This window comes from Rubrivivax benzoatilyticus JA2 = ATCC BAA-35 (genome assembly GCF_000190375.1).
GTDB lineage: Bacteria > Pseudomonadota > Gammaproteobacteria > Burkholderiales > Burkholderiaceae_C > Rubrivivax > Rubrivivax benzoatilyticus.
The window spans coordinates 43,927-59,466 of the sequence record NZ_AEWG01000027.1; the positions used below are offsets into that span (position 1 = coordinate 43,927).

Genomic DNA, 15,540 nt, shown 5'->3' on the forward strand with positions numbered 1-15,540 from the left:
GGCCGCGGAACTTTGCGCGACGGTCCCGGTCACAGCGGGCAAGCAGGTCGCCACCGCGGCCACGGTTCTCACGTCGTGCGGACTCACGGGTTCCCTGTCTGCCAAGCCTGAGCGTTTCTCCTCCTCCTCCCTCCCTCCCTCGTTCGCTCAGCGCCGCCGCACGACGGCTTTTCTTTCCCGGCGCACCGCCTCGCGCGGTGCGCCGGCCCTGCGGGGCCACGGCCCGCTGAACGCGCATGGCGCGGCGGGGAGCCGCTGATGCGCCGCGTCGCCGTCGTCGGCTCCGGAATCTCCGGCCTCGCCGCTGCCTACGAGCTGTCCGCCGATGCCCGCGTCACGCTGTTCGAGGCGGGCGACTACTTCGGGGGCCACACCAACACGATCGACCTGACGATCGACGGCGTCACGCACGGCGTGGACACCGGCTTCCTGGTGTTCAACCACCGCACCTACCCGAACCTGCTGCGCCTGTTCGCCGAACTCGGCGTCGAGACGGCGCCGTCGGACATGTCGTTCTCGGTGCAGGCGCGCGAGCACGACCTGGAGTGGAGCGGCTCGGACCTGAACACGGTCTTCGCGCAGCGCCGCAACCTGCTGCGCCCGCGCTTCCTGAAGATGCTGGCCGAGATCGTGCGCTTCAACCGCCTGGCGACGGCGATCGCCGAAGCCGCCGCCGAGGACGCGCTGGCCGAGCCGATCGGCGAGTTCCTGGACCGCCACGCCTTCGGCAACGATTTCCGCGACTGGTACTTCCTGCCGATGATCGGCTGCATCTGGTCCTGCCCGACCGATCAGATGCTGCGCTTCCCGGTGGCGACGATGATCCGCTTCTGCCACAACCACGGGCTCATCCAGGTGAACGACCGGCCGCAGTGGCACACGGTCAAGGGCGGCGCCCGCAACTACGTCCGGAAGATGCTGCCGCGCATCGCCGACGCGCGTGTCTCCTGCCCGGTGTTCGAGATCCGCCGCGACGCCGACGGCGTGAGCGTCACCTCGCCGGCCGGCACCGAACGGTTCGACGAGCTCGTGCTCGCCTGCCACAGCGACCAGGCGCTGGCGCTGCTGGCCGACGCCAGCGACGACGAGCGCGCTGTGCTCGGTGCGATCCGCTACCAGCCCAACCGCGCCGTCGTGCACAGCGACGCTTCGGTGCTGCCCAAGCGCAAGCTGGCCTGGGCGTCGTGGAACTACGTGCGCTCGCCCGACCGCGGCCGCGAGCAGGCGGCCGTCTGCCTGCACTACCTGCTCAACCGGCTGCAGCCGCTGCCGTGGACGACGCCGGTCGTCGTCTCGCTGAATCCCGTCACCGAGCCCGCACCGGGCACCGTGTTCCGCGAGATCGAGTACACGCACCCGGTGTTCGACCTCGGCGCGATCGAGGCCCAGCGCCGCGTGCCGGCGCTGCAGGGCCGCGCCCGCACCTGGTTCTGCGGCGCCTGGACCCGCTACGGCTTCCACGAGGACGGGCTGGCCTCGGCGCTGGACGCGGTGCGCTCGCTGCGTTCGCACTGGCAGGCCGGCCGCCCGGCGCTGCACGAGGCGGCGTGATGGACGGCACCACCCCGCAGGCCTTGCTGGGCACCGGCGTCGTGCGCCACCGGCGGCTGAAGCCGGCCGGGCACACGTTCGAGTACCCGACCTACTTCATGCTGCTGCCGATGCGGCGGCTGCGGGCGCAGCCCGAGGCCGCGGTGCGGCGCAACCGCTTCGGCCTCGTCGCCTTCCACGACGCCGACCACGGCGACGGCCGCGCCGACTCGCTGGCCTGGCTGGAGGAGCTGCTGGCCGCCGAAGGCATCGCCGACGCCGACGGCGAGATCTGGCTGCACACCTACCCGCGTGTGCTGGGCTACGTCTTCAAGCCGGTCAGCTTCTGGTACTGCGAGCGCCGCGACGGCTCGCTGGCGGCGATCGTCGCCGAGGTCAACAACACCTTCGGCGAGCGCCACTGCTACCTGCTCGCCGGCGAGGACCTGCGCTGGGGCCGAGAGCTCGTCGCGCGCAAGGTCTTTCACGTGTCGCCGTTCTGCCGCGTCGAAGGCCGCTACCGTTTCCGCTTCCTGCGCACCGCCGAGCGCACGGTGGCGCGCGTGGACCACGACGACGACGAAGGCCCGCTGCTGCTGACCAGCGTCAGCGGCCGCCTGGCCCCGCTGACCACGGCCGCCGCGCGCGCGGCCTTCTTCGGCATGCCGATGATGTCCCTGGGCGTCATCGTGCGCATCCACTGGCAGGCGCTGCAGCTGTGGCTCAAGCGCGTGCCGTTCTTCAGCAAGCCCGAACCGCCCCGGGCCTTCACCACCCGCTGACCCAGGAACCGCCATGACGACGACGACCGCCGACGCCTTCGCCCTGCCCGAGTCCGCTCCCGCGGCCGCACGCACCGTCTTCCGCCTGCTGCGCCGGCTGGCCGTCGGCACGCTGGACGTGCAGCTGCCCGACGGCAGCCTGGCCCACTTCGGCACCGGCCGCGACGGCGAGCCCCGCGCGTCGATGCGCATGATCGACTGGGGCGTCTGCTCGGCGACGCTGAAGAGCGGCGACATCGGCTTCGCCGAGGCCTACATCGACGGCCAGTGGACCTCGCCCGACGTGGTCGCGCTGCTGCAGCTGTTCATCGCCAACCGCGACGCGGTCGAGGAGGCGATCTACGGCCGCTGGTGGGGTTCGCTGCTGCACCGCTTCAAGCACCTGCTGAACCGCAACTCGCGCCGCGGCAGCCGCAAGAACATCCACGCCCACTACGACCTGGGCAATCCGTTCTACCGTCTCTGGCTCGACGAGACGATGAACTACTCCAGCGCCTGGTTCGACGGCGACACGGACAAGCCGATGCCCGAGGCCCAGCGCGCCAAGGTGCGGCGCGCGCTGCGCGAGTGCGGCGTGCGCGCCGGCGACCGCGTGCTCGAGATCGGCTGCGGCTGGGGCGCGGTGGCCGAGGCCGCGACCAACGAGTTCGGCGCCCGCGTCACCGGCGTCACGCTGTCGACCGAGCAGCTGGCCTACGCCCGCGAACGCCTGGCGCGCCTGGGCCTGGGCACGCAGGCCGACCTGCGGCTGCAGGACTACCGCGACATCCAGGACGGCCCCTTCGACGCCGTCGTCTCGATCGAGATGTTCGAAGCCGTCGGCCGCGAGTACTGGGGCAGCTACTTCCGCACCGTGCGCGACCGGCTCAAGCCCGGCGGCCGCGCCTGCATCCAGTCGATCACGATCCGCGACGACCTGTTCGCGCGCTACGTGCGATCGACCGACTTCATCCAGCAGTACGTCTTCCCCGGCGGCCTGCTGCCCAGCGCCTCGGCGTTCCGCGCCGAAGCCCGCAAGGCCGGGCTGGAGGTCGTCGGCGAGCTGGCTTTCGGTGCCGACTACGCCGAGACGCTGCGCCGCTGGCGCGTCGCCTTCCTCGCGAACGAGAACACGGTGCGCGCCCAGGGCTTCGACACGCGTTTCGTGCGCATCTGGGAGTTCTACCTCGCGTACTGCGAGGCGGCCTTCGCCACCGGCAACACCAACGTCGTGCAGTTCACGCTGCGCCGTGCCTGAATGGACCGCACCCGCCGCGCCCTGCTCGCCGCCGCGCTGGTCCCGGCGTACGCGGCCGCGGCCCGGACGCCGCCGCCACCCGAGCTCGCCGCCTACGCGCCGCTGGCACTGCAGGGCGAAGGCCGGCTGCGCGTGCTGGGCTTCGCCGTCTACGACGCCCGGCTGTGGGTCGGAGAGGGCTTCACGCCCGAGCGCTGGGCCGACGCGCCGCTGGCGCTGGAGATCCGCTACACCCGCGCCTTCGACGGCGCGGACATCGCCTCCCGCTCGCTGGACGAAATGCGTCGCCAGGGCGAACTGCCCGAGGCACAGGCGCAACGCTGGCGCCAGACGATGGCGGCACTGTTCCCCGACGTGAAGCCGGGTGACCGCCTGGTCGGCGTGCGCCGCGCCGACGGCGGCACACGCTTCTACGCCAACGGCCGGCGCCTGGGCGAGGTCGACGACACCGAGTTCGGCCGCCGCTTCTTCGGCATCTGGCTGGCGCCGCAGACCTCGCAGCCGACGCTGCGCGCGCGCCTGTTCGGGCAGACGGCATGAACACGGCGGGCCTGGACGCAGGCGGGCCCGCAACCCCGGCGGCCCGCTGGCGCGGCGGCTTGGCCGACGGCCTGCGCTACGGCGCGCTGGGCCTGCCGCTGGCCTTCGTCGCGCTGCCGCTGTACGTGCTGCTGCCGCCGCACTACGCCGCCGAATACGGCGTGCCGCTGGCGACGCTGGGCGCGCTGCTGCTGGCGGTGCGGCTGCTCGACGCCGTCATCGACCCGGCGCTCGGCCGCCTCGTCGACCGTTTGTTCACCGGCTCGCCGGCTCGGCTGCTGGCCGTCGCCGCGGCGGCGGCGCTGCTGCTGGCCGCGGCCTTCCACGGCCTGTTCTTCCCGCCGGTGACGGCCGGCACGGCACTGCTGGCTTGGTGCGCGGCGCTGCTCGTCGCCGCCTACCTGGCCTACAGCCTGCTCGCCGTGCTGCACCAGGCCTGGGGCGCGCGCCTGGGCGGCGACGCCGCGGTGCGCGCACGCATCGTGTCCTGGCGCGAAGGCCTGGCGCTGGCCGGCGTGCTGGTGGCCAGCGTGCTGCCGTCGACCGCCGGCCTGGCGGCGACCAGCGCCGCGTTCGCCGTCACGCTGGTGATCGGCCTCGTGCTGCTGGCCGGCGCGCCGCGCGCCGAGGCGACGCCGGCCGCGGCCCGGGTCGACTGGCGAGCGCCGCTGGCGACGCCGGCCTTCCGCCGCCTGCTCGCCGTCTTCCTGGTCAACGGCATCGCCAGCGCGGTGCCGGCGACGCTGGTGCTGTTCTTCGTGCGCGACCGGCTGCAGGCCCCGGCCTGGGAGCCGGTGTTCCTGGCCGCCTACTTCGCCGCCGGCGCGCTGGCGATGCCGCTGTGGGTGCGGCTCGTGGCGCGCCTCGGGCTGGCCGGCGCCTGGCTGGCCGGCATGGCGCTGGCCGTCGCCGCCTTCGTCTGGGCGGCGACGCTGGGTCCAGGCGACACCGCCGGATTCGTCGCGGTCTGCGTCGCCAGCGGCGTCGCGCTCGGCGCCGACCTGGCGCTGCCCGGCGCGCTGCTGGCCGGCATCGTGCGCCGCGCCGGCCACGGTGGCGGCGAAGGCGCGTACTTCGGCTGGTGGAACCTGGCCACCAAGCTCAACCTGGCGCTGGCCGCCGGGCTGGCGCTGCCGCTGCTCGGGCTGCTGGGCTACGCGCCCGGCGCACGCGAACCCGAGGCGCTGGCGGCGCTCACCGCCGCCTACTGCCTGCTGCCCTGTGTGCTGAAGACCGCCGCCGCCGCACTGCTGTGGCGTTGGCGGCACCGACTCGACGAGGAGAACCCACGATGAAGCGACGCCTGCTGCTCGGCCTGGCCACCGCCGCGGTACTGGCCGGCTGCGCCGGCCCGACACCGGCCGACTACGCCGCCGAGACCCCGAAGCTCGACCTGAAGACCTTCTTCGACGGCGAGATGACGGCCCACGGCATCTTCAGCGACCGCTCGGGCAAGGTCGTGCGCCGCTTCACGGTGCAGATGACCGGCACCTGGACCGGCGACGACGGCGTGCTCGACGAGCACTTCACCTACAGCGACGGCAAGACCGAGCGCCGCGTCTGGAAGCTGAAGTCGCTGGGCAACGGCCGCTACGAAGGCCGCGCCGACGACGTCGTCGGTGTCGCCCAGGGCACGGCCGCCGGCAACGCGCTGAACTGGCGCTACACGCTGCGGCTGCCGGTCGACGGCAGCGTCTACGAGGTCCAGTTCGACGACTGGATGTTCCAGATGGACGACAAGGTGATGCTGAACAAGGCCGAGATGAGCAAGTTCGGCGTCCGCCTGGGCGAGGTCACGCTCGCCTTCCACAAGCGCTGAACACCATGCCCCTGAACCCTCCGCTGCGCGACTGGCAGGGCCGCAGCGCCTGGCTGGTCGGCGCCTCCACCGGCATCGGCCGCGCGACGGCCTCGCGGCTGCACGCGCTGGGTGCGCGTGTCACCGTCTCGGCGCGCGACGCCGACGCGCTGGCGCGTTTCGTCGCCGCGCATCCGGGCAGCGTCGCGCTGCCACTGGACGTGACCGACCGCGCCGCGGTGCAGGCCGCAGCCCGGGAGGTGATCGCCGGCTCGGGCACTCCCGACCTGGCCCTGTACTGCGCCGGCACCTACACGCCGATGCGCGCCACCGCCTTCGACCTGGACGTCGCGCTGCGCCACGTGCAGGTGAACTACGCCGGCGCGCTGCACTGGCTCGACGCGCTGCTGCCGGCGATGCGCGCGCGCGCCGCCGCCGGCCAGAGCGCGCACCTGAGCCTGGTCGGCAGCGTCGCCGGCTACCGCGGCCTGCCGCAGTCGCTGGCCTACGGGCCGACGAAGGCGGCGCTGATCAACCTCGCCGAGACGCTGTACCTGGACCTGCACCCGGCCGGCGTCGGCGTGTCCATCGTCAACCCGGGCTTCGTCGAGACGCCGCTGACGGCGAACAACGGGTTTCGCATGCCGGCCCTGCTGACGCCCGAAGAAGCCGCCGAGGCCATCCTGCGCGGCTGGGCGCGCGGCGACTTCGAGATCCACTTCCCGCGCCGCTTCACGCTGTGGCTGAAGGCGCTGCGCCACGTCGGCTACGGCCCCTATTTCGCCGCGGTGCGGCGCTCCACCGGCCTGTGACGATGAAGAGCCCGCATCCCGACCCGCGTGTGCAGCGCCTGGTGGAAGCCTTCGAGACGCTGTCGCCGGCCGCGCTGGCGCGGCTGGGCGAGGTCTACGCGCCCGACGCCGTGTTCAAGGACCCGTTCAACGAGGTGCGCGGCGTGCCGGCGATCGCCGCGATCTTCGAGCACATGTTCCGCTCGCTGGAGGCGCCGCGTTTCGTCGTGCACGAGGCGGTGGCTTCAGGCGACCAGTGTTTCCTGACCTGGGACATGCACTACCGCATGAAACGCTTCGTGCAAGGCGAGCAGACGATCCGCGGCGCGACCCACGTCCGTTTTGCCGCCGACGGGCGCGTCGTGCTGCACCGCGACTACTGGGACGCCGCCGAGGAGCTGTACGAAAAGCTGCCCGCCGTCGGTGCCGCGATGCGCTGGCTCAAGCGCCGCGCGTCGAGCTGATCGCGGGGCGTGCCTCGCGCGCACGCACGCCGCCCATCGTCAAACCGTCTGGAGCCTCCCTCGCGGAGGGAGGCTGGAGGGTGCCGTCTATCGAACTGGAGCCCCCTCCCGGAGGGGGCCGCGGGGAGCCCAAGGTTCAGCGGCAGCATCAGCAGTCCGGGCAGCGTGGCCGCCCGGACTGCTAACGCTGCCCTTCGGTCAAGGCGTCGACCTGGAAGCGCCCGCTCTTGTCGACGAGCCAGATCTCGGTGAAGCGTGCGCCGCCCAGGCGCGCCGGCGCCGGGTAGGGTGCGGCGCGTTTGATCATCGCCACGACCCAGGGCGCGACCTCGTCGGCCGCGGGCTTGCGCACGACGTGCACGCCGGCGACCTGGCCCGTCGCGTCGATCTCGGTCTCGACGACCATCACCGAGTACAGCAGCGGCGGCAGCCGGCCCTTGTAGATGCGTGCAGGATAGGCGGCGTAGACGTGCCGCGCAGCCTCGACACGGTACTGCTTCTCGTGCTCGGCGGACGAGGCCGCCGGTGGCAGGTCCAGCACGGGCGCGGGCACGGTGGCGAACTGGGCCCGGGCCGGGCCGGCGAACGCCAGGGCCGCCAGCGCGGCCACCGCGGCGGCATGTCGCAGGCGGGCACTCGCGGTCAGGGGCGGGAGTCGATTCATGGGTCCTGCGTCCGAATCGTGGAGGCGCGGCCGCAGGGCGCAGCCGCGACAGGAGACTACACGATGGTCGGTGGCGCACGCATGCTGACGCGGATGCGCCGGCGCCGCAATGAGCGAGCAGGAACTAACGCAACCAGCCTTTTCGGCGGAAGTACAGGAACGGCGCGGCGACCGAGGACACCATCACCGCGATCGCGAACGGATAGCCGTACTGCCACTCGAGCTCGGGCATGAAGCGGAAGTTCATGCCGTAGATGCTCGCGATCAGCGTCGGCGGCAGCAGCCCGACCGAGGCCACCGAGAAGATCTTGATGATCTTGTTCTGGTTGATGTTGATGAAGCCGACGGTGGCGTCCATCAGGAAGTTGATCTTGTCGAACAGGAACGCGGTGTGCGAGTCCAGCGAGTCGATGTCGCGCAGGATCTGGCGCGCCTCCTCGAACTGCTCGGCGTTGAGCATGCGGCTGCGCATCAGGAAGCTGAGCGCGCGCCGCGTGTCCATCATGTTGCGGCGGATGCGGCCGTTCAGGTCTTCCTCGCGCGCGATCGCGGCCAGCGCCTCGCCGGCGCTGCGGTCGTCGACGTCCTGGCGCAGCACGCGCGCGCTGACCTTCTCCAGGTTGTCGTAGACGCCCTCGAGCGCGTCGGCCGAGTACTCGGCGTCGGCGTCGTAGAGCTTGAGCAGCACGTCCTTGGCGTCCTCGATCAGCGCCGGGATGCGGCGCGCACGCAGGCGCAGCAGGCGGAACACCGGCAGGTCCTCGGCGTGCACCGAGAACAGCACCTTCTCGTAGAGGATGAAGGCCACGCGCACGTTGCGCGAGCCCTGGCCGTCGGGGCCGTTGTCGCCGTCGATCAGGAAGTCCGAGCGAATGTGCAGCTCGCCGTTGTCTTCCTCGTAGAAGCGGGCCGACTCCTCGAGATCCTCGTCGACGACGTCCTCGGGGATGGCCAGGCCGAAGCGGGCGCGGACCCAGCCCTTCTCCTCGGCGGTGGGGGCTTCGAGATCGACCCAGACCGGCTGCACGCCGGCCAGCGCCTGCGGGTTGTCGATCTCTTCCTGGAACAGCCGGCCGTTGGCCAGCGTGAAGACGTTGAGCATCGCGAGTCTCGGCGTCGTGCCACGGCGGAACCTGCGTCCGCAGCGGCCGGTCGATGGGCTGAAGGGGCTGGACGGACCGCCGCGCTCCAGGTTCGACGCCGGAGCCGACGGTCAGCGACTAGGGGGCTGTTCCATGAGGTGTCCCGGTGGACGGGGAAGGACAGATTATTGCACCGCGCCCGCGGTATCGGAGCTCCACGGCAGGGCCGCGGCGGCACGCGACAGCGGCAGCCACAAGGTCACCGTCGTGCCCCGTCCGGGGGTGCTGGCGACGTCGACGCGACCGCCCTGCAGCTCGACGATCTCCTTGACCAGGCTCATGCCCAGCCCGGTGCCCGGAATGTTGCCGGAGGGGTCGGCGCGGTAGAAGCGCTCGAAGACGCGCGCCAGCTGCTCGGACGTCATGCCGATGCCGTGGTCGGTCACGCGCACGCCGACCGCCGGCTCGCCGTGCAGCTCGCCGGACTGCGTCGTCACCACGATCGTGCCGCCGTCGGGCGAGTACTTGACGGCGTTGGACAGCACGTTGGTCAGCGCGCGGTTGGTCTTCTCGGGGTCGACGTCGAGCACGCAGTCGGGATGGGCGACGTCGATCTGCAGCTCGTGCGCGCCACCCTGGATCAGCATCGGCCCGACGGCCTGCGTCACCAGGCTGTCCAGCCGGCAGGGCTCGCGCTTCAGGTCCTTGCCCTGGCGGGCCTCGATGCGCGCCAGGTCCAGCAGCTCGTTGACCATGTTGATCAGCAGCGAGGCCTGGCGGTGGATGGTCTGCAGCATGTCGCGGCGGCGCTCCTCGGAGACCGGACGGCGCAGCAGCAGCTCGGTGAAGCCGAAGACGCTGACCATCGGCGTGCGCAGCTCGTGCGCCGCGGTGCTGAGGAACTCGCTCTTCATGCGGTCGACCTCGGTCTCGCGCGTGATGTCGCGGAAGAACAGGATGGTCTCGTGGTGGCCGGCACCGGCGCGGCGGGCCATGCGCGCGAGCACGCGCCGCTCGGGGCGCACCAGCTGCAGCAGGTCGGGGCCGTCGGCACGGTCGCCGGCGGCCAGCGCCAGCGACACCGGGGAGTAGGGCGTCGAGGCGTCGCACTGCTTGAGGAAGCGGCGGTCGAAGTCGTCGACGCCGAGCCCGGCGTCGAGCACGCCGGAGTCCCAGCCGGTCATCGCGAAGAAGGCCGGGTTGCCGTAGACGAGGCGGCCGCCGTCGACGCCGTCGAAGACGACGAAGCCGTCGGGCGACAGGTCGAAGACCGCGTTCAGCCGCTCGCTGCGCTCGGCGATCGCCATGCGCGCGCGCTCGCGTTCGGTGACGTCGTTGAGCACGCCGACGTAGTGCTGCGGCGCGCCCTCGGCGTTGGGCACCGGCGAGACCGTCAGCTCGTTGAAGAACAGCGTGCCGTCCTTGCGGTAGTTGCGCAGCACGACCTGGGTCGACTCGCCGCGGCCGATGGCCCGCGTCAGCTCGGCGAGCTGCGGCTGGTCGCGGTCGTCGCCCTGCAGGAAGGCGCAGCTGCGGCCGGTCGTCTCGTCGGCGGCGTAGCCGGTGATGCGGCCGAACGCCGGGTTGGCGTAGAAGACCGGATAGCCCGGCAGCGACATGTCGCAGATGACGACGCCGTTGGTCGTGCACTCCAGCGCCCGGCTGTACAGGTTGAGCATCGAGAAGGTCATGCGCTGCTCGGTCATGTCGCGCACCACGGCGGCATAACGCAGGCCGTCGGCGGTCTCGGTGCGCGACAGCGACACCTCGGCCGGGAACGGCGTGCCGCCGCGGCGCAGCGCCTCGATCTCGAAGCGCGCGACGTAGGTGCCGCTGGAGCGCATGTACAGGCCGGCCAGCGTGCGCCGCTCGGCCTCCTCGCAGTCGAGCCCGGGCAGCAGGTCGGACACCGGCCGGCCCAGCGCCTCCTCGGGCTGCAGGCCGAAGATGCTGCTGACGCCCGGATTGACGACGCACACGCGGCCGCCGGCGTCGAGGCCGAGGATGACGTCGGGCACGGCCTGCAGGATGGCCTCGTTGCGCGACTCGGCGCGGCCGATCGCCGCCATCTGGTCGCGCAGCCGCGACGAGGTGTCGTTCAAGGCCTCGGCCAGCTCGCGGAACTCGCGGCTGCCGCCGTCGATCTCGAGGCGGGCGCCGGCGTTGCGGCCGAGCTCGGTGGAGAAGCGCACCAGCCGCTGCAGCGGCGCCAGCGCACGCTGGATGAAGCCGTAGCTGACGACGATGGTCAGCAGGCTGACCAGCGCGATCGCCAGCACCGCCTCGTACGACAGCGCGCCGAGGCGCTCGCGCTCGGCTTGCAGCGAGTAGGTCACACCGAAGCTGCCGAGGCGGCCGCCGGGGCCGACCGGAGCCCAGACCTGGACCGCGTCGTCACCGACGCGCGCGGCACGGCCGGCCACGGCCGGCGCGCCGCGTGCCGGCGCCGCGCTCGGCGTCTCGCGCGCGACCAGCCCTTCGGCCGACTGGCGCAGCGACAGCAGCTGCACGCCGCGCGAGTCGACGACCTCCAGCCGCTCCACACCCGGCATGCCGGCGAAGCTGCGCAGCACGCTCTCGAGCTCGGCGGCGTCACCGGCCTCCAGCGGCACGGTGGCCGCGGCCGACACGCCCTGGGCGATCGACTCCGCCCAGCGCAGGCTGGTCAGCGTGGCCACCTCGTCCAGGCGCGAGGCCGACACGCGGTGCAGCAGCAGCATCGCCAGCGCCGTGCTGAGCACGAGCAGCGCCAGCAACTGGTGCCGCAGCCGCCGCGGCCAGGCCGCCAGGGGGCCATGGCCGCGGGGCCATCAGGCGGTCTCCAGCAGGCGCTCGATGGTGTCGATCAGCTGCAGCGGGCTGAACGGCTTGACGAGGTACTCGTCGGCGCCGGCGGCCTGGCCGGCCTCGCGGTCGCGGGCCTGGCCACGCGCGGTCAGCAGCACGATCTTCATGCCCCGCGTCGACGGGTCGTTCTTCAGCCGCTGGCAGACCTGCAGGCCGTCGAGCTCGCCGGGCATCATGACGTCGAGCAGCACGAGGTCGGGCTTGACGGCCAGCGCCAGGCGCAGCCCGTAGGCGCCGTCGGCGGCCTCGTGGATCTCGTAGGCCTCGAACTCCAGCGTCATGCGGATCAGCTTGCGGATGTCGGCCTGGTCTTCGACGATGAGAACACGCTTCATGGCGGCTCCTGGTGAAACGGGTGGGAGGCTGCTCAGCGCGCGGCGGCGTCGCGCTTGCGGGCACGCGACATCAGCTCGGCCAGGTCGCGGGCGTACTGCTGGGCCTGCATGATGTCCAGCTGCGGCTGCTCGCTGCGGTGCGGCGCGCCGGTGGGCAGGTCGATGACGAAGTTGCGCATGCCGTCGTCGTCCTCCTCGCGCAGCTGGCCGCCGTGCAGCGAGACGATGTGCTGGCAGAGCTTGAAGCCGATCTGGTCGCGAGCGTCGCGCTTGGCCGGCGCGCGGCGGCCGGACGGCGGATTGCGCGGCAGGTCGACGGCATCGGCCACGCGCGGCGCGAACATGCCGCAGTCGCGGAACACGATCACCGCACGCGGCCCCATCTGGCGGTGCTCGATGTCCAGCACCGCGCCGGACGGCGAGCTGCGCAGCGCCGACTCCAGGCACTCGAGGAAGACGCGGCGCAGCCAGTGCTCGCTGCCGTACAGCGTCGCCAGGCTGGCGGCGTCGGACTGGGCGCGAAAACGCACCTTGATCTGGCGCGCCAGCGCCACCGGCTCGACCTCGGCCCAGACCGACTGCAGCAGCGCCCACAGCTCGATGCGGTCGTTGGCGAACAGCGCGCCGCTGCCCCACAGCTGCGCCAGGTCGACCAGCTTGTCGAGCACACGCACCAGCTCCTGCACGCCGTCGACCAGCGCGTCGAGCTCCGGGCCGCCGCCGTGCTCGCGGGCGAGGGCCATCGCGCCGCGCGTCTCGGCCAGCGGGTCGCGCAGGTCGGCGCGGATCACCTGCATCAGGTTGTCGAAGGCCGAGCCGGCGTCGTCGGCGGCCTCCGGCGCGATCAGCACGAAGGCGTCCTCGCGCGACAGCCCCGGGATCACGCGGCACTGCAGGTCCGGCGGCGGCAGCCCGGGCGCGGGCGCCACACCGACCGAGACCAGCTTGCGCGCGGTCTGCTGCGTCACCGCGGCGGCCACCGCGGCGGCGAGGTCGGGGTCGAAGAGCCGGTGCCCCGGCGCCAGCCCGGTGCGCAGGCCGGCATCACTGTTGGCATAACGCACCGTGGCGTCGCGGTGAACCCACAGCAGCCCCGACTTCATGTTCTCAAGCAGTTCGGTCAGCGTGGAATGCATGATCAGCGTTCGTCCCTTGGGATCGCATTTTGCATCTTTATCACTTTTGCACGCGGTAATCGGTCACGCTTTCAAGCCGGGGGCCGGCCGCCGCGGCCCGCCGCAGGCCGTGCCGCGGCCCGCTCGTTATCCTGGGCGCCCCGCATCGCTGGAAGGCCGCGCCGTGATCCGCCTGCTCCTGTCCGCCGCCTCGCTGCTCGTCGCCGTCGCGGCGCCCGCCTCGCCCGCAAAGGCCCCCGACGCCGGCAGCCCGCGCCCGGTCGTCGAGGCGTTGCACGGCATCGAGGTGACCGACCCGTTCCGCCACCTCGAGAACGTGCGCGACCCGGCGGTCGCGGCCTGGATGCGGGCGCGTTCGCGCGAGGCCCGGCGCACGCTCGACAAGATCCCCGGCCGCGCCGCGATGGCCAGCGACGTCGCGCGCCTGATGGCCGACGCCGGCACGCGGCTCGGCGAGGTCCAGCGCCGCCCCGGCGGGCGGCTGTTCTACGAGAAGCGCGGCGCACGCGACGACCAGTTCCGCCTCTACCTGCGCCAGGGCGGGCGCGAGCGCCTGCTGGTGGACCCGCAGGCGCTGGGCCGGCCGCGCGGCACGCCGCATGCGATCGACTACTTCGTGGCCTCGCCGCAGGGGCGCTACGTCGCCTTCGGCCTGTCCGCAGGCGGCTCCGAGGACGCCCGGCTGCACGTCGTCGACACACGCAGCGGCCGGCGCGTGCTCGGCCCGGTCGAGCGCGCCCAGTACGGCAACGTCGCCTGGCTCGACGACGAGAGCGGCTTCTTCTTCACCCGGCTGCGCGCCCCGGCCGCCGACGCCGCGCCGGCCGACAAGTACGCCGGTTCGCGCGCCGTCTTCGTGCGCCTGGGCGCCGACCCCGAACACGCCCCGGTGGCCTTGTCCTTCGAGTCGCCCGGCGTGGCGATCGACGAGGCCCAGGACTCGCCGTCGGTGCTGCCGGTGCCCGGAACGCGCTGGGCGCTGGGGCTGGTCAGCCACGGCACCGACCGCGAGCTCGCGGTCTGGGTGGCGCCGCTGGCCGACGCCGTCGCCGGCACCGCACGCTGGCGCCCGGCGTTCGGGCGCGAGGCCGGGGTCACGGCGCTGGAGACCGCCGGCGAGCGGCTGTTCCTGCTGAGCCACCTCGGCGCGCCGCGCTCACGCTTGCTGGAAACCTCGGTCGCGGCGCCGGACCCGGCCGGCGCGCGTGTCCTCGTGCCCGAGGGCGAAGGCGTGCTGACGGGGCTGGCGCGCGGCGCCGACGCGCTGTACCTGCGCCGCCGCGACGGCAGCGCCTCGTCGCTGCTGCGCCTGCCGCTGGACGGCGGCGCCGCACCCACGGAAGTCGCGCTGCCGCTGCGCGGCGCCTTCGAGTTCGCCGGCGCGGACCCGGGCCTGCCCGGCGTGATGCTCGCGCTGCAAGGCTGGACCGAGCCCGAGCGCCTGTGGTCGGTGGCCCCCGGCGCCGACGGCGCGGTGACGGTGACCGACACCCGGCTGCTGCGCCCGGGACGCATGCCCGCGGCCGGGCGCTACGTCGTGCGCGAGGTGCTGGTGCCCGGCCACGACGGCGTGCGCGTGCCGCTGGCCATCGTGCACCGCGCCGGGCTGAAGCTCGACGGCCGCGCGCCGGCACTGCTCTGGGGCTACGCCAGCTACGGCATGACCGACGAACCCTGGTTCTCGGCCACCCGGCTGGCCTGGCTGGACCGTGGCGGCGTCTTTGCCGTCGCCAACCCGCGCGGCTCGGGCGCCTTCGGCCAGGACTGGTACCGCGGCGGCCTGCGCGAGACCAAACCCAACAGCTGGAAGGACTTCATCGCCACCGCCGAGTACCTCGTCGCCGAGGGCTACACGACGCCGGCGCGGCTGGGGGCCTGGGGCGCCAGCGCCGGCGGCGTGCTCGTCGGCCGCGCGATCACCGAGCGGCCCGACCTGTTCGGGGCCGCGGTGCTGTCGGTCGGCGCGCTCGACATGGTGCGTGCCGAGCTCGAGCCCAACGGCCCGCCCAACATCCCCGAGTTCGGCAGCGTCGCCACCGCGGACGGACTGCGTGCGCTGCTGGCGATGAGCAGCTACCACCAGGTGCGCGACGGCGTGCGCTATCCGGCGGTGCTGCTGACGCACGGCGTCAACGATGCCCGCGTCGAGGTCTGGCAGAGCCTGAAGATGGCCGCCCGGCTGCGGCAGGCCACGGCCAGCGGCAAGCCGGTGCTGCTCCGGCTGGACTACGCCGGCGGCCACGGCGGTGGCGCGACCCGCGCCCAGCAGGCCGCCGAGACGGCCGACATCTACGCCTTCCTGCGCTGGCAGGCGACCGGCAGCGCACGCTGACA

14 protein-coding genes are annotated in these 15,540 nt (G+C 72.9%); 9 read left to right on the forward strand and 5 right to left on the reverse strand.

The window, feature by feature from the left end; all coding sequences use genetic code 11:
• Positions 1 to 258: 258 nt before the first annotated feature.
• The 8 genes from RBXJA2T_RS02665 to RBXJA2T_RS02700 are packed head-to-tail and all read left to right on the forward strand — an operon-like array spanning position 259 to position 7,142.
• Entirely contained in the window at positions 259 to 1,551 is a 1,293-nt protein-coding gene (locus RBXJA2T_RS02665) for an NAD(P)/FAD-dependent oxidoreductase (protein ID WP_009855773.1), read from the forward strand.
• Positions 1,551 to 2,312: a DUF1365 domain-containing protein gene (locus RBXJA2T_RS02670; RefSeq protein WP_009855774.1), complete on the forward strand. Its 762-nt coding sequence runs from the start codon at positions 1,551 to 1,553 to the stop codon at positions 2,310 to 2,312. The genes RBXJA2T_RS02665 and RBXJA2T_RS02670 overlap by 1 nt, the downstream gene beginning before the upstream one ends.
• 13 nt (positions 2,313 to 2,325) lie before the next feature.
• Positions 2,326 to 3,549, forward strand: coding sequence for an SAM-dependent methyltransferase (locus RBXJA2T_RS02675; RefSeq protein ID WP_009855775.1), 1,224 nt, complete (start codon positions 2,326 to 2,328; stop codon positions 3,547 to 3,549).
• On the forward strand, positions 3,550 to 4,089 hold the full coding sequence (locus RBXJA2T_RS02680; RefSeq protein WP_009855776.1) for a chalcone isomerase family protein: 540 nt from the start codon (positions 3,550 to 3,552) through the stop codon (positions 4,087 to 4,089).
• Entirely contained in the window at positions 4,086 to 5,384 is a 1,299-nt protein-coding gene (locus RBXJA2T_RS02685) for an MFS transporter (protein ID WP_029718850.1), read from the forward strand. The genes RBXJA2T_RS02680 and RBXJA2T_RS02685 overlap by 4 nt, the downstream gene beginning before the upstream one ends.
• Positions 5,381 to 5,908 (forward strand): DUF3833 domain-containing protein, encoded by a 528-nt coding sequence (locus tag RBXJA2T_RS02690; protein WP_009855778.1) that lies wholly within the window; start codon positions 5,381 to 5,383, stop codon positions 5,906 to 5,908. The genes RBXJA2T_RS02685 and RBXJA2T_RS02690 overlap by 4 nt, the downstream gene beginning before the upstream one ends.
• A 5-nt stretch (positions 5,909 to 5,913) precedes the next feature.
• Positions 5,914 to 6,699 (forward strand): SDR family NAD(P)-dependent oxidoreductase, encoded by a 786-nt coding sequence (locus RBXJA2T_RS02695; RefSeq protein WP_009855779.1) that lies wholly within the window; start codon positions 5,914 to 5,916, stop codon positions 6,697 to 6,699.
• On the forward strand, positions 6,696 to 7,142 hold the full coding sequence (locus RBXJA2T_RS02700; RefSeq protein WP_009855780.1) for a nuclear transport factor 2 family protein: 447 nt from the start codon (positions 6,696 to 6,698) through the stop codon (positions 7,140 to 7,142). Before RBXJA2T_RS02695 ends, RBXJA2T_RS02700 begins: the two co-directional genes overlap by 4 nt.
• A 181-nt stretch (positions 7,143 to 7,323) precedes the next feature.
• Here RBXJA2T_RS02700 and RBXJA2T_RS02705 read toward each other — a convergent pair whose 3' ends face one another.
• From RBXJA2T_RS02705 to RBXJA2T_RS02725, 5 genes are all read right to left on the reverse strand, one after another.
• Positions 7,324 to 7,806: a hypothetical protein gene (locus tag RBXJA2T_RS02705; protein ID WP_029718848.1), complete on the reverse strand. Its 483-nt coding sequence runs from the start codon at positions 7,804 to 7,806 to the stop codon at positions 7,324 to 7,326.
• Positions 7,807 to 7,930: 124 nt separating this feature from the next.
• Positions 7,931 to 8,908 (reverse strand): magnesium/cobalt transporter CorA, encoded by a 978-nt coding sequence (gene corA, locus RBXJA2T_RS02710; protein ID WP_009855782.1) that lies wholly within the window; start codon positions 8,906 to 8,908, stop codon positions 7,931 to 7,933.
• A gap of 165 nt (positions 8,909 to 9,073) precedes the next feature.
• The gene (locus RBXJA2T_RS02715; protein ID WP_009855783.1) at positions 9,074 to 11,644 is read right to left on the reverse strand and encodes a PAS domain S-box protein; all 2,571 of its coding nucleotides are present in this window, start codon (positions 11,642 to 11,644) and stop codon (positions 9,074 to 9,076) included.
• Between the two features lie 54 nt (positions 11,645 to 11,698).
• Complete coding sequence (locus RBXJA2T_RS02720; RefSeq protein WP_009855784.1) at positions 11,699 to 12,070, reverse strand: response regulator transcription factor; 372 nt, start codon at positions 12,068 to 12,070, stop codon at positions 11,699 to 11,701.
• 32 nt (positions 12,071 to 12,102) lie between these two features.
• Entirely contained in the window at positions 12,103 to 13,206 is a 1,104-nt protein-coding gene (locus RBXJA2T_RS02725) for a sensor histidine kinase (protein WP_009855785.1), read from the reverse strand.
• Positions 13,207 to 13,369: 163 nt separating this feature from the next.
• Between RBXJA2T_RS02725 and RBXJA2T_RS02730 the strand changes: the two genes are divergently transcribed.
• Complete coding sequence (locus RBXJA2T_RS02730) at positions 13,370 to 15,538, forward strand: prolyl oligopeptidase family serine peptidase (RefSeq protein ID WP_009855786.1); 2,169 nt, start codon at positions 13,370 to 13,372, stop codon at positions 15,536 to 15,538.
• Positions 15,539 to 15,540 lie beyond the last annotated feature (2 nt).